Origin of the sequence: Acinetobacter sp. YH01004, assembly GCF_013420455.1 — a bacterium.
Taxonomy (GTDB): Bacteria; Pseudomonadota; Gammaproteobacteria; order Pseudomonadales; family Moraxellaceae; genus Acinetobacter; species Acinetobacter towneri.
The window spans coordinates 35,741-48,337 of the sequence record NZ_VOXZ01000010.1 but is presented as its reverse complement, the minus strand read 5'-3'; the positions used below and the strand labels follow the sequence as shown (position 1 = coordinate 48,337).

Here is a 12,597-nt window from a genome sequence, read left to right as displayed (position 1 = left end):
AACTTAATTTAAATATAGATAGATGTAGAATTAATGACGCTTCGCCAACAAGCTATTCGACAGACGATTTAACCATTGTGGGCTAATACTCGAAAGTTGCATTAGGGTTTTGGCTTTTAAACCGACCGCACGATGCGTATTGGTCAGAATCGAATCTTTAACCGTCGCTTGTTGATACACCACCTGGGCGACATCTTCTGTCGATAAATGCACGCCCATGTTTTGAATGGTGGCTGCATCCATATCTTTCACCATTGCAGTTTGTACAAATAGCGGCATGACATCTAAGACCCGAGTGCCGTATTTTTGCCACTCTATATCTAAACCTTCCGTAATGCCACGTACTGCAAATTTGGAAGCAGAATAAGAAATTAAATCGGCTTGTCCATAAATCGCAGATGCCGAAGACAGGTTAATCACCCGTGCAAAACTTGCTTGTTTTAAATAAGGCAAAGCCGCATGACAACCGTTTAATACACCATTCACATTCACTGCCATAGTCCGATGATGCGCTTCTATGGGTGTGTCTTCAAATGCGCCTGAGTAGAGAATTCCTGCATTATTCACCAAAATATTCAATTCACCTGCCCATTGGCAAAAATCGGATAATGCAGCTTGCCAACTGGCATAGTCTGCTACATCAAGCAAACCTGCATGCGCACGCTCACCCAATTGTTCTGCCAATTGCTGTGCTTGTGTGAGATGAATATCATAAATACCGACACGGTAACCTTGCCGATAAAACAATTGTGCGATTGCCGCACCAATGCCTTGTGCAGCGCCACTAATCAAGATACTGTGCATTTGAACTTGCTCCCTGATGTTATTTTTGTTGTGCATATCGTCCTTGCCGTCTGAGCATAACAAAAAAATGGTGCATTCGTGCAATAAATTGAAATAAGGAACAACCCATGCAGCAATTGCTTTCAATCATGCAACAGTTACGTCAACAATGCCCGTGGGATCAAAAACAAACCCCAGAAAGTTTGACTCAATACGCAATTGAAGAAGCTTATGAAGTTGAAGCAGCAGTGCGTTCAGGCAAGGTGGATGATGTACGTGATGAACTGGGTGATTTGTTGTTGCAAGTGGTGTTTCAGGCACAAATGTATAGCGAACAAGGCGCATTTGATTTTCAGGATGTGGTGCAAGCCATTTGCGATAAATTGATTCGTCGGCATCCACATGTTTTTCAGGCAGAACAGTTTGCGCAGCTCAGCGCAGAAGATGTCGCTGCCTTATGGAAAACCATCAAACAACAAGAAAAACAGGGTAAAGCAAAGTCACGTTTAGATGAGGTGAAACATGCACCCGCTTTGGTGCAGGCACAGCAAATTCAGCAGCATGCGGCACAATTGGGCTTTGACTTTCATACCGTGCAAGATGCGTATGGCAAGTTAGAAGAAGAATTGCAAGAATTACAACAGGCGATTCAACAGCAACAATCCGATGAAATACAGGATGAGTTAGGGGATTGTTTGTTTTCTTTAATCAATGTTGGGCGTAAACTTGGCGTGTCCAGTGAGTTGGCATTATTGGGCACAATTCATAAATTTAGAACACGCTTTGCTTACATTGAAGATCAGGCCGAATTACAACAAAAAACAATAGAAGATATGACTTTAGAAGAAATGGATCAACTTTGGGAGCAGGCAAAACAACAATTAAAATGACAGGTTTTGCGGCAACATGAATATATCGCAGCAATTAAAAGTTTCTTTTCGCTTTTTTTCTTTCGGATGGCAGTACTGGCTTGCATTGCTGTTATGCAGTATCAGTGTATGGACTACAGCACAAAATGTGCAATCTAAGCCTGCGCAGGTGGGTGGGCACAGCTATGATCAAAACTATTTAAAATGGAAAGCGCAGCAAGCCGCGCAAGATCAGCGTTTAAGTGCGGCTCAAACCACATCATCAAGCGCAGAACATTATTTAGCACGTCCTACTCAGCAAAGTGCGCATACAAATCAAGTGCGTTTAAATAGCGCTTCACTAGAACAATTGCAGCAATTGTCTGGGGTGGGCATGAAAAAAGCACAAGCGATTGTGGAATACCGAAAACAAAATGGAAAATTCCAAAGTATTGAAGAACTTCAGCAAGTCAAAGGGATTGGGTCTGCCTTATTTGCCAAGAATAAACACAAGTTGGCATTGTAGCTGCAAGCAGAATTTTAGCACTGCACATTGCAAAATTAGCATGTGAATCAAATTGCCCTTTGATTGTGTTAGAGATATGATTAGCGACATCTTATCTGTTTTACGTTCAGACGTAGGAGACAGCGTCTTTTGCAAACTTTGCGCGCGTCAAAATGTGGTTTATCTACCGCTCAATTACCTTCTTCCATTTTAGATGTTCTAGATGCTTTAACCAAAGCAGGCTATGAAGCCTATATCGTCGGTGGTGGAGTTCGTGACTTAATGTTAGGGCTAAATCCGAAGGATTTTGATGCCGTAACCAATGCCACACCCTCACAAGTGAAAGAAGTTTTCGGACGACGTTGCCGAATTATTGGACGACGTTTTGAGCTGGCGCATGTCTATGCAGGGCGTGAACTAATTGAAGTGGCCACTTTCCGTGCGCCACCGAAAAAAACTGTGACTTCTGCGGCGGGGATGATTCTGCGCGATAATAACTGGGGCACAATCGAGCAAGATTTTGCCCGTCGTGACTTTTCAATCAATGCGTTGTATTACCAGCCACGCAAAGGCATCGTGTTAGATTTTTGCAATGCCGTAGATGATATAAAGCACAGAAACTTGCGTTTATTGGGCGATCCAACTTTACGTTTTGAAGAAGACCCAGTGCGTATGCTGCGTACTTTGCGTTTTGCTGCCAAATTAAATTTCAATATTGATCCAAAAATTCTTAAAATTTTTACGCCTGAAATGACGCAGTTATTGCGTGATGTATCGCCACACCGTTTATATGATGAGTCGCAAAAACTCTTTACGATGGGACATTTAAATAAAGTCCTGCCGATGTTGATTGAGTTTGGTATTTGGCGTCAGTTATTTGCCGACATCAAGCCAGACATCAACTCATTTATTGAACGTGCAGCAAAAAATACCGATCAACGGATTACGATTGGTAAAACCATCAACCCTGCATTTTTCTATGCGGTGCTGTTGTGGCAACCGTTTTTAGAGCGTTGTGACTTTTATCTTTCTAAAGGTGTGGTGGCAGCCGAAGCGCGAGCCCAAGCAGGTTTAGATGTACTGAAACGTCAGGCGACACGTACCATTATTCCTCGTTTTGCTGAAACTTTTATTCGTGAAGTTTGGGAAATGCAAACCCGTTTATTGCAACCGAAACCACAGCAAATTGAAGCATTGTCTGGGCATGCGCGTTTCCGTGCAGGTTTTGACTTTTTATTACTGCGTGAAAAAGCAGGCGATAGCTCGACTTTAGGAATGGGTCAGTGGTGGGATGCCTACCAGCTTATGAGCACCGATGAAAAAGAACGTGCGATTGCCCAATATAACCGATTACGTGCCAAGAGCCGCCGTAAAACAGCGCAAGAACCTGTTGATGTGGCACCAGCAACACATGCTGCCGATATGCAGATTGAACCCTTGGTGAATGAGCCTGAGCCTCGTAGTCGACGTGCGCGTAAAGCCAAACAGTATGAAGAAAATCGGGCGCAATTGACTGCTACAGCAAACGGTTCAGGTATTGGTGCAGATCATCCGATTTTAAAACGTAAACGTGTGCAACGTGATTTAAGCCAAGTGATTTTTGGGCCAACACAATGAGCAACATCACCTATATTGGTTTAGGCAGTAATTTGGGCGATTCGCGTCAAATTTTGACTGAAGCGGTGCAAAAACTGGCAACTTTGGGGCAAGTGCAGACTTCTAAACTGTATCAAAGCCCACCAATGGGGCCACAAGATCAGCCTAATTATTTGAATGCTGTGGTACGTTTAGATACCGAACTTGAAGCCTTGGCATTGTTAGATGAATTACAGCGTTTTGAACAAGAGTCGGGTCGGGTGCGTTTACGTCATTGGGGTGAGCGTACGCTAGATTTAGACTTGTTGATTTATGCTGATGCCAACATTCAAAATGAACGTCTGACTGTACCGCATGTGGGGGTGTTAGAACGTGATTTTGTCGTCATCCCGTTGTTAGATTTGGATGCTAACTTAAGCGTTAAGGGACAATTATTAAAACACTCGCCATTGCTTGAACATCCGAGCTTAACTGTTGTAGATGCCAGCAATTGGGCAGGGCTATAAAGTTTTAAATTAAGCATGCGTGATGCTTTTTCCATAGAGGAATATTTTCATGATTAGTTTAAGTGACCTAAGAAAATTTAAAGCGGAAGGTCGAAAATTCTCCTGCCTGACTTGCTATGATGCAAGCATGGCGAAAGCAATGGAAATTGCTGAAATTGATACGATTTTAATTGGCGATTCTTTGGGGATGTCCATTCAGGGGCGTGACTCAACCTTGCCTGTCAGCGTGGCGGATATGGCTTATCATACTGCGGCGGTGCGTCGTGGTAATCAACATGCTTTTATTTTGACTGACTTGCCATTTATGAGTTATGCCACCTTAAATGATGCATTGCAAAGCTCGAAAGAGGTGATGCAAGCGGGTGCACAAATGGTCAAAATGGAAGGTGGTGCATGGCTCAGCGAAACCGTTGCAACACTGACCCGTAATGGTATTCCTGTCTGTGTACATTTAGGTTTAACGCCACAATCGGTGCATGTATTTGGCGGTTATAAATTACAGGCACGTACCCGCGAAGCTGCAGATAAACTGATTGCTGACTGTAAAGCTGTGGTAGAAGCAGGCGCGGCGATTCTGTTACTAGAATGTGTGCCAGCACAGCTAGGTCAAGAAATTTCTGCCTTGTTCCCTGAAATTCCAGTGATTGGGATTGGTGCAGGTGCAGACACTGACGGTCAGGTACTAGTGGTGCAAGACATGCTGGGGCTGACTTTTGGTCGTGTCGCAAAATTTGTACGTAACTTTATGAAAGAACAAGCGGGTGAAACTGCCATTTTGGATGCGTTTAAAGCCTATCATGCTGCAGTTCAAGATGGTTCTTTCCCAGCACGTGAACAAACTTTCCAAGTCGAGTTGTAATATGAAAACTGAAACCACAATTCAAGGCTTAGCGGCTTCATTACAGCCTGCACGCGCTGCGCGTAAAACCATTGGTTTTGTTCCGACCATGGGCAATTTGCACGAAGGGCATTTGACCTTGGTGCGCGAAGCGAAAAAAATATGTGATGTGGTGGTGGTCAGTATTTTTGTCAATCCAATTCAATTTGGCCCTAATGAAGACTTTGACAGTTATCCGCGAACTTTAGACCAAGACAGCCAATTGTTGGCAGAGGTCGGTTGCGACATTATTTTTGCGCCTTCAGTTGAGCAAATGTATGGTAACAAACCACGTTTGACCAATATTTCAGTGAGTGAGATTACGGCAGACTTGTGTGGCTTGCAGCGTCTTGGACACTTTGATGGTGTTGCGGTGGTCGTGACCAAGTTATTCAATATGGTACAGCCAAACTATGCTTTCTTTGGTGAAAAAGACTATCAACAACTGGCAGTCATTCGTCAGTTTGTACGTGACTTGAATATTCCGCTAGAAGTGATTGGTGTGCCAATTGTACGTGCAGCAGATGGTTTGGCACTTAGTTCACGCAATGGGTATTTGAGCGCTGAACAGCGTCAAATTGCACCGACAATCTATCAAAGTTTAAAGGCTGCTGCACAAGCATTACAGCAAGGTGAAACTTTGTCACAAGTGTTAGCGAATATTAAAGCAACATTGACAGCAGCAGGCTTTGTTGTGGACTATGTAGAGGCGCGTACAACAGAATTGCAGAAAATTGAAGCATTTAGTGAAGATCTGGTGTTGTTCGTTGCAGCAAAATTGGGCAATACACGTTTAATTGATAATTTGCAGGTCAAACATTCTGCATAGCTGGCAATAGAAGGGTTGCATGCCATGAAACGTATTTTGATCGTGACAGGTCAATCGGGTTCAGGAAAATCTTCGGCATTACAAGTGTTGGAAGATTTGGGTTATTACTGTATTGATAATTTACCTTTGGCATTGCTTCCCGAAATTGTGGATAAACTGGATCAGGAAAATAACTTGGAACAGTTGGCATTGGGGGTAGATGTACGCAGTACCCGTGCCGACTTGCAAGAGTTTGATTTGGTATTTGAGCAACTGCAAAAGCATGGTTCAGTCGATATTATTTATCTGACCACGCAAGATCAGGAATTGATTGCCCGTTTTAGCGCATCACGCCGTCCGCATCCACTCTCTAGCCGTTTTAAAAGCTTGAATGAATGTATTCAAGAAGAAAAAAACTTGTTGATGCCGATTCAGTTCCGCTCTACGGTTCATATTGATACCACTGACAAAAGCGTGCATGATTTAAAACATGTGTTGTTGTCTAAGCTTGGGCAAACTGACAAATTGATTGTAATTTTACAATCCTTTGGCTATAAGCACGGAATCCCCTTAGATGCCGATTATGTGTTTGATGTGCGTCATTTGCCCAATCCACATTGGGATTTGGAGCTAAGAAAACATTCAGGCTTAGATGCACCTGTGCAGAAATTTTTGCAACAAAGTCCGCAAACCCATGAAATGTTTCAGGACATCCATCAGTTTTTAGAAAAATGGTTGCCAGCCTTTGCCGAAGGACATCGACACTACATCACCATTTCAATTGGCTGTACGGGTGGGCAACACCGTTCCGTTTATATCGTAGATAGACTAAAAAAAGCACTTGAGGCAAAATGGTCTATTCAAGTCTTACACCGAGAAATGAAGCACTGGTCATGATTGACACAACTGTTGACGTAATTAATAAACTAGGTTTACATGCACGGGCATCTGGGAAGCTGATTGAAGTGACCACCAAATTTCGTTCGTCAATCCAAATTGGTAAAGGCGACAAATTGGTTGATGCCAAAAATATTATGTCCTTGCTCATGTTAGGTGCAGGCAAGGGAACTACTTTACGCTTGGTGATTGATGGTGCAGATGAAGAAAAAGCTTTATCTGATATTCAAGCACTGTTTGCAGCAAAATTTTACGAGGCAGATTAATCGTGGCACGTCGACCGCAACGTTTTACCGAAGATGACTTTGAATCTTTAGAAGGGCGTGCAAGTAAAACCGAACAGAAAAAAGCCGTACAACGTATGGCTGCACTGGGCGAACAATTGGCGCAGTTAAGCGCCAAACAAATTCAGAAACTTCCAGTAGAAGAGCGTTTAATTGATGCTTTACTGGAATTGCAAAGCATTACTTCACATGAAGCACGTCGTCGTCAGTGTCAGCGTATTGGTAAATTGTTGCGTAATGAAGATGAAAGCGTAATTTTGTCTTATTTGACACCGCAACAAGGTGCGAAAAAAACCGCACAGTTACAGCGTTGGGTGGAACGAATTATTAAAGACGGCGACCCTGTGATTAATGATTTTAGTAAAACCTATAAAGCGGCTGAACGTCATACACTGCGTCAGCATGTGTTGCGTATCCACCGTGATATGAAACAGGAAGTGTCTGCGGAAGAACTTGAAGCATCTAAACTCAAGTTGTTTAACTATGTGCAGCAAGTGGCTTTATTGTCAGAAAGCTAGATTAGCGTACCTTATCTAAGAAGATAGATAGCGTGAGCTGATGATTGCACAAAAAAACGACTCATGACGAGTCGTTTTTATTTGGTCTTAATATAGAGATTTTCAAATTTTAGCCAAACTCACCGACTGAACGCTCTTTGGCCCATTCACGCAGTACAAATTTTTGTAATTTACCTGTCGATGTTTTTGGAATTTCAGTAATCACCACATCCTTTGGTACTTTAAAACGCGCCAAATGTTGACTGCAATAGGCAATAATTTCTTCAGGGCTGACCTGCTTGCCTTCTTTCAGTTCAATAAAGGCACACGGGACTTCCTGCCAACGTGGATCTGGTTTTGCCACCACTGCAGCAGTCAAAATTGCAGGATGTTGATACAACACCTCTTCCACTTCGAGTGAAGAAATATTTTCACCACCTGAAATAATCACATCTTTAGAGCGGTCAGTAATTTTGGCGTAGCCATCGGGTTGGCAGACAGCTAAATCGCCCGTATGGAACCAGCCACCTGCAAATGCTTCTGCGGTGGCTTCTGGGTTTTTCAAATAGCCTTTCATCACGATATTGCCACGGAACATAATTTCGCCCATGGTTTTGCCGTCTTTTGGTACAGGTTGCATGGTTTCTGGGTCTAAAACTTTCATGCCATCTTGCAGCGGATAAGGCACGCCTTGACGCGAATGTAATTGTGCTTGTTCTTGAATGGATAGGTCGCTCCAGCCTGCTTGAGAAGCACACAGCGCAGATGGGCCATAGGTTTCAGTTAAGCCATAAACGTGAGTTACGTTAATGCCAATATTGCGCATACCTTCAATAATTGCTGCTGGCGGTGCAGCACCCGCAACCATCACTTCAACACGGTGATCAAACTGGGTCTTTTTCTCCTCAGGGGTGTTGATGAGCATCGACAAGACAATTGGCGCACCGCAGAAATAATCGACTTTGTGCTCTGCAATTAATTTAAAAATCAGTTCAGGGTCGACTTTACGTAAGCAGATATTTGTGCCACCGTTGGCTGCCATCGTCCATGCAAAGCACCAGCCATTACAGTGGAATAGGGGCAGTGTCCATAGGTAGGTTGCACGTGGGGTCATCCCGCAGGCAATAATATTACTGGCTGCATTAATGTAGGCACCGCGATGATGATAGACCACGCCTTTCGGGTTGCCTGTCGTGCCAGACGTATAGTTCAGGCTAATTGCATCCCATTCATCTTGTGGCAAATGCCATTCAAAATTTGGGTCACCTTCAGCCAGCCAAGTTTCGTATTCAATCTGTCCGATGCTAAGGGCATTGGCAGCATGCTCATATTCTGCATCGTTGACATCAATCACGTAAATTTCATGATTGACCATCGCTAAGGCTTCTTGTGCCAAAGCCGCAAATTCAGGGTCAACCAAAAGCACTTTGGATTCTGCATGATCGAGCATAAACGCCAGTGTTTTGGCATCTAAACGAGTGTTTAGTGTGTTCAGCACTGCACCCGCCATTGGCACAGCAAAGTGTGCTTCTAGCATGGCAGGAACATTCGGAAGCAGCACCGAAACAGTGTCATTTTTGCTGATGCCTAAATTTTGAAGTTGATGTGCAAATTGGCAGCAGCGCAAATAAGTTTCGCGCCAGGTAATTTGACGTGAACCGTGAATAATCGCGTTTTGGTGCGGGTAAATATAAGCTGCCCGTTCTAAGTAACGTAACGGGGACAAGGCGACAAAGTTCGCAGGGGTACGCGGTAATTCATCGTATGCGCTGACCATTGTTATTCTCCATAATATGTGTCGTTATTTTATCCAACTTAAAAAGATAGGGATTTTATGACAGCTTTGCAGTTATGCTTTAGTCGAAAATCTGTTGTTTTTGTTTTGAATCGCTTGTAAGTAAATTTAAAAAATAGTTTAAGTAAAATTTAGCAGCTATTTTTTATTCAATAAAAATAGTAGCTTATTGGAAAATATTAACTTATTCTGTCATTTGGCTTTTATAGAGTGATGGGCTGAGACCTGTCCAACGCTTAAATGCACGTCGAAATTCGCGTAATTCACTAAAGCCAAGTTGTTGGCTAATTTCAGTCATGCTCAAAGGCTGTTGTAGCAGTTGTTTGGCTTTATTTTCCAAAACGTGTTGGCGCAGGTTTTGGAAGTTGCAGCCTTCGGCAAGTAATTGTCTGCGTAAATGTCTTTCGCTCATTTGAAAATGTTGTGCCGCTTGGTGCATATCAAAGTGCTGAGGTAAATGCTGTTCGATTAGATAACTCAACACGTGTGCATATTGCTGTTGATTAATCGCCTGCATATCCTGATACGCTTGTTGGCAGACACGCAGGGCGGTGCTGTAATTGGCGGCACTAGAGGTTTTAATTTGGCGTCCTAAAATCTCTGGTCGGAACACCAAAGCATTCATGTATGATGAAAAGTGCAGAGGACATTGATAATGCACCTGATAAGCCTCTAAATAGTCGGGTTGGGCAAAACTAAAATGCACTTCGACCAAATCTTGATGATTGCCAAGCATGACGTCTAAGCAGCTAACAATACTGGAGAGGACTTCATCGCAAAAAAAGCGCAGTAAGTTCCCCGTGGGATAACGCTCTTTCATCACCAGTGTAGGAGAGGTCGAGGAAAAATCGTACTCTAAATCCATCACACTGCCTGAAATGGGATGGTACTGCAGTCCTGTCTGTAAGGCTTCTACAACATTTTGACTGGACACCATGGCAAAACCGAGCATGCCCATGGAAATCAGCCCCTTGTCACGTCCAATTTCTAAGCCTAAATGTGCACATTGAGTGTCTTGCAGGGCGCGTGTCACCACTTTGCAAATATCTTGAAATGAAACAAAACCATTGCCTTGGACGATTTGATCAAGATCTTGAGAAATTCCCTGAAACCATGGTTGATAGGGGATCTGTTGTTCTTTGGCGTAATGAATCAGACCTGACAATAAGGCAGGCGGCACGTGCTGCAGCAAGTAGTTTGAAGTTGCTGACATAAGTCCGATTATCCCCCCATGCCATTGTCGCTTTGACCCTTATTTGCCGTGATGCAATTTTGTTTAATGGCGTTGATCAGCGTCATGACTGATTGTATAGATGAAAAGGAATACGATTGCAATGTATTTGGTGGGTTGGGATAAACAGGAAATTCATATTCAGCCAAAAGGGCTTGCCATGTTTGGTTATGGCAACTGGAAACATCGTGCCTATGAACAACGAACAGCTTTATTTGCCCGCAGTATTTGTATTCGAACCTTAGACAATGACTTATTAATTTTTTGCTGTCTGGATATGGGGTGTGTGACCTATGCCATGCGTCATTTAGCGATACAGCGTTTACAGCGTAAACTGGGGGAGCGTTTTCAGCCGCAGCGTTTGGTATTGATGGCAACGCATACTCATTCTGCACCTGGCGGCTGCGGCTATGAAGCCCTCTATAATATGCCAACTCCAGGCTTTGTACCCGAACATTTAAATGCAGTAGTCGATGCAATTGTTAGTAGTGTAATTAAAGCCTTAGCCACACAGAAAAAAACCGATATTTACATGAGTAAAGGCTGCTTTGATGAAGACACTCCAGTGGCATGGAATCGTGCTTTGGACTCTTACAACCGTAACCCTGATATCAGCCGAAAAAATCCTGAGCAATGTCATTTGGCGGTTGATCGTGACATGCAATTGCTTGGTTTTTATAGAGAGGGTGCGTTACAGGCTGTCTTATCTTTATTTGGCGTGCATGCGACTTGTTTAAGCAGTCGTTTGAGTGCGCATGATGGTGACAATAAAGGCTATGCTGCAACTTGCACAGAACGGGTATTACAGCAGCGTGGAGTGAAAAATCCTGTCGCTATTTTTGCGCAGGCTGCTGCTGGTGATGTTTCACCGCATTATCATGGGCCTGAACAGTCACAGATACGCGCTGCAATCTGTGGTGAAAAAGAATACGAATATGCGCAGCAAAATGGCCGCTATCAAAGTGAATTGGCACTGAAAGCTTTGGCACATAGAGGTACGCCGTTAATGGGAGCTTTAGATGCTGTGTGCCATTATGTCGATTTAAGCAATATTGAAATTCCAGTTGAATTTGCGATGGGGCAAACAGATGCAAAAACCAGTGCAGCCTGTCATGGTGCAGCATTTTTTGCAGGAACACCTGTAGATGGTGCAGGTGTGGCACAACCGATTTTTAAAGGTATGCAATGGTTAGCGCAGCGAGTGAAAAAGAAAAAGTTGAGTAATCCTCAAGCCGCAGATTATACCTATTATCAACAGCTATATGCCTCACAAGGCCCCAAAGATATTGTGCTGGAATGTGGTTCTAAAACCATTTTTGGCAAGCCACTGAATCATTATCCTAAATTTTTAGACAAACTGATTGCAGAAATGAACAAGCAGGCCAGTGTAGGCGCAATTGATCATAGCTTGTTGGTACCGAATGTAGTGCCATTACAATTAATTAAAATTGGCGACTTAACCTTGCTGTGCTGTCCTGGGGAAATTACTACTGTTGCAGCTAAGCGGCTCAAAGTAACCGTACAACAAGAATTGGAATCGACTCAAAAAGTATGGTTGGCTTCATATTGCAATGATTATATGGGCTATGTGACCACCTTCGAGGAATATCAACAACAAGCCTATGAAGGTGGTCACACTTTATATGGACAGTGGACTTTGGCAGCGTTGCAAACTAAATTTCAATATTTCGCAGAGCAATTGAATTTGCCTATTCCACAACGCGATACAGCATCGTTATTACCGCCCGCTGTACCTTTGGATGAATTAGAAAGAAGAACATATCGTGACAGTTTGAAAGCTAATGCGCTAAATGAATTGTAGTTTTTTTATACATTGTTCCATGTGAAACATATTCTAAATCATGTACTAGTCAGGAGGTTAATCTAAATCAATATGGATAGAGAGGTCATTTATCTCATCCATGTGTCTCTATTTTTTTAATGCGGTACTTTAAAAAGTAACGCAAAAC

13 protein-coding genes are annotated in these 12,597 nt (G+C 43.1%); 10 read left to right on the top strand and 3 right to left on the bottom strand.

Going from position 1 to position 12,597, the window contains the following annotated elements:
• Nucleotides 1-30: 30 nt before the first annotated feature.
• Nucleotides 31-804: an SDR family oxidoreductase gene (locus FTT71_RS08420; RefSeq protein WP_004975109.1), complete on the bottom strand. Its 774-nt coding sequence runs from the start codon at nucleotides 802-804 to the stop codon at nucleotides 31-33.
• Nucleotides 805-911: 107 nt separating this feature from the next.
• Here FTT71_RS08420 and mazG point away from each other — a divergent pair, with 107 nt between their 5' ends.
• From mazG to yjgA, 9 genes are all read left to right on the top strand, one after another.
• Nucleotides 912-1,673 carry a nucleoside triphosphate pyrophosphohydrolase gene (mazG, locus tag FTT71_RS08415; protein ID WP_004975111.1) on the top strand — a complete coding sequence of 254 codons (762 nt, stop codon included), beginning with the start codon at nucleotides 912-914 and terminating at the stop codon, nucleotides 1,671-1,673.
• 16 nt (nucleotides 1,674-1,689) lie between these two features.
• Nucleotides 1,690-2,157, top strand: coding sequence for a ComEA family DNA-binding protein (locus tag FTT71_RS08410; RefSeq protein WP_096901517.1), 468 nt, complete (start codon nucleotides 1,690-1,692; stop codon nucleotides 2,155-2,157).
• A 129-nt stretch (nucleotides 2,158-2,286) separates the two neighbouring features.
• Nucleotides 2,287-3,753, top strand: a complete 1,467-nt coding sequence (gene pcnB, locus FTT71_RS08405) for a polynucleotide adenylyltransferase PcnB (RefSeq protein WP_180160865.1) — start codon at nucleotides 2,287-2,289, stop codon at nucleotides 3,751-3,753.
• Nucleotides 3,750-4,238, top strand: a complete 489-nt coding sequence (folK, locus tag FTT71_RS08400; RefSeq protein WP_004975118.1) for a 2-amino-4-hydroxy-6-hydroxymethyldihydropteridine diphosphokinase — start codon at nucleotides 3,750-3,752, stop codon at nucleotides 4,236-4,238. The genes pcnB and folK overlap by 4 nt, the downstream gene beginning before the upstream one ends.
• A gap of 49 nt (nucleotides 4,239-4,287) precedes the next feature.
• Nucleotides 4,288-5,097 (top strand): 3-methyl-2-oxobutanoate hydroxymethyltransferase, encoded by an 810-nt coding sequence (gene panB, locus FTT71_RS08395; RefSeq protein ID WP_004975120.1) that lies wholly within the window; start codon nucleotides 4,288-4,290, stop codon nucleotides 5,095-5,097.
• A 1-nt stretch (nucleotide 5,098) separates the two neighbouring features.
• The gene (panC, locus tag FTT71_RS08390; RefSeq protein WP_131260754.1) at nucleotides 5,099-5,944 is read left to right on the top strand and encodes a pantoate--beta-alanine ligase; all 846 of its coding nucleotides are present in this window, start codon (nucleotides 5,099-5,101) and stop codon (nucleotides 5,942-5,944) included.
• A 24-nt stretch (nucleotides 5,945-5,968) separates the two neighbouring features.
• Complete coding sequence (gene rapZ / locus FTT71_RS08385; RefSeq protein WP_104852463.1) at nucleotides 5,969-6,820, top strand: RNase adapter RapZ; 852 nt, start codon at nucleotides 5,969-5,971, stop codon at nucleotides 6,818-6,820.
• Entirely contained in the window at nucleotides 6,817-7,086 is a 270-nt protein-coding gene (locus tag FTT71_RS08380) for an HPr family phosphocarrier protein (protein ID WP_026438354.1), read from the top strand. Before rapZ ends, FTT71_RS08380 begins: the two co-directional genes overlap by 4 nt.
• Before the next feature lie 2 nt (nucleotides 7,087-7,088).
• Nucleotides 7,089-7,622 (top strand): ribosome biogenesis factor YjgA, encoded by a 534-nt coding sequence (gene yjgA / locus FTT71_RS08375; RefSeq protein WP_004975130.1) that lies wholly within the window; start codon nucleotides 7,089-7,091, stop codon nucleotides 7,620-7,622.
• Nucleotides 7,623-7,731: 109 nt separating this feature from the next.
• On the opposite strand, the gene FTT71_RS08370 is transcribed toward yjgA, so the two are convergent.
• Nucleotides 7,732-9,378, bottom strand: coding sequence for an acyl-CoA synthetase (locus FTT71_RS08370; RefSeq protein WP_180050482.1), 1,647 nt, complete (start codon nucleotides 9,376-9,378; stop codon nucleotides 7,732-7,734).
• Nucleotides 9,379-9,580: 202 nt separating this feature from the next.
• Entirely contained in the window at nucleotides 9,581-10,609 is a 1,029-nt protein-coding gene (locus FTT71_RS08365; protein ID WP_004975134.1) for an AraC family transcriptional regulator, read from the bottom strand.
• Nucleotides 10,610-10,730: 121 nt separating this feature from the next.
• Here FTT71_RS08365 and FTT71_RS08360 point away from each other — a divergent pair, with 121 nt between their 5' ends.
• The gene (locus tag FTT71_RS08360) at nucleotides 10,731-12,449 is read left to right on the top strand and encodes a neutral/alkaline non-lysosomal ceramidase N-terminal domain-containing protein (protein WP_180043991.1); all 1,719 of its coding nucleotides are present in this window, start codon (nucleotides 10,731-10,733) and stop codon (nucleotides 12,447-12,449) included.
• Nucleotides 12,450-12,597: the final 148 nt, after the last annotated feature.

Coding starts and splice junctions, on each gene's coding strand:
- FTT71_RS08420 (WP_004975109.1), bottom strand. CDS start 804: ATGCACAGTATCTTGATTAGTGGCGCTGCACAAGGCATTGGTGCGGCA.
- mazG (WP_004975111.1), top strand. CDS start 912: ATGCAGCAATTGCTTTCAATCATGCAACAGTTACGTCAACAATGCCCG.
- FTT71_RS08410 (WP_096901517.1), top strand. CDS start 1,690: ATGAATATATCGCAGCAATTAAAAGTTTCTTTTCGCTTTTTTTCTTTC.
- folK (WP_004975118.1), top strand. CDS start 3,750: ATGAGCAACATCACCTATATTGGTTTAGGCAGTAATTTGGGCGATTCG.
- panB (WP_004975120.1), top strand. CDS start 4,288: ATGATTAGTTTAAGTGACCTAAGAAAATTTAAAGCGGAAGGTCGAAAA.
- panC (WP_131260754.1), top strand. CDS start 5,099: ATGAAAACTGAAACCACAATTCAAGGCTTAGCGGCTTCATTACAGCCT.
- rapZ (WP_104852463.1), top strand. CDS start 5,969: ATGAAACGTATTTTGATCGTGACAGGTCAATCGGGTTCAGGAAAATCT.
- FTT71_RS08380 (WP_026438354.1), top strand. CDS start 6,817: ATGATTGACACAACTGTTGACGTAATTAATAAACTAGGTTTACATGCA.
- FTT71_RS08370 (WP_180050482.1), bottom strand. CDS start 9,378: ATGGTCAGCGCATACGATGAATTACCGCGTACCCCTGCGAACTTTGTC.
- FTT71_RS08365 (WP_004975134.1), bottom strand. CDS start 10,609: ATGTCAGCAACTTCAAACTACTTGCTGCAGCACGTGCCGCCTGCCTTA.
- FTT71_RS08360 (WP_180043991.1), top strand. CDS start 10,731: ATGTATTTGGTGGGTTGGGATAAACAGGAAATTCATATTCAGCCAAAA.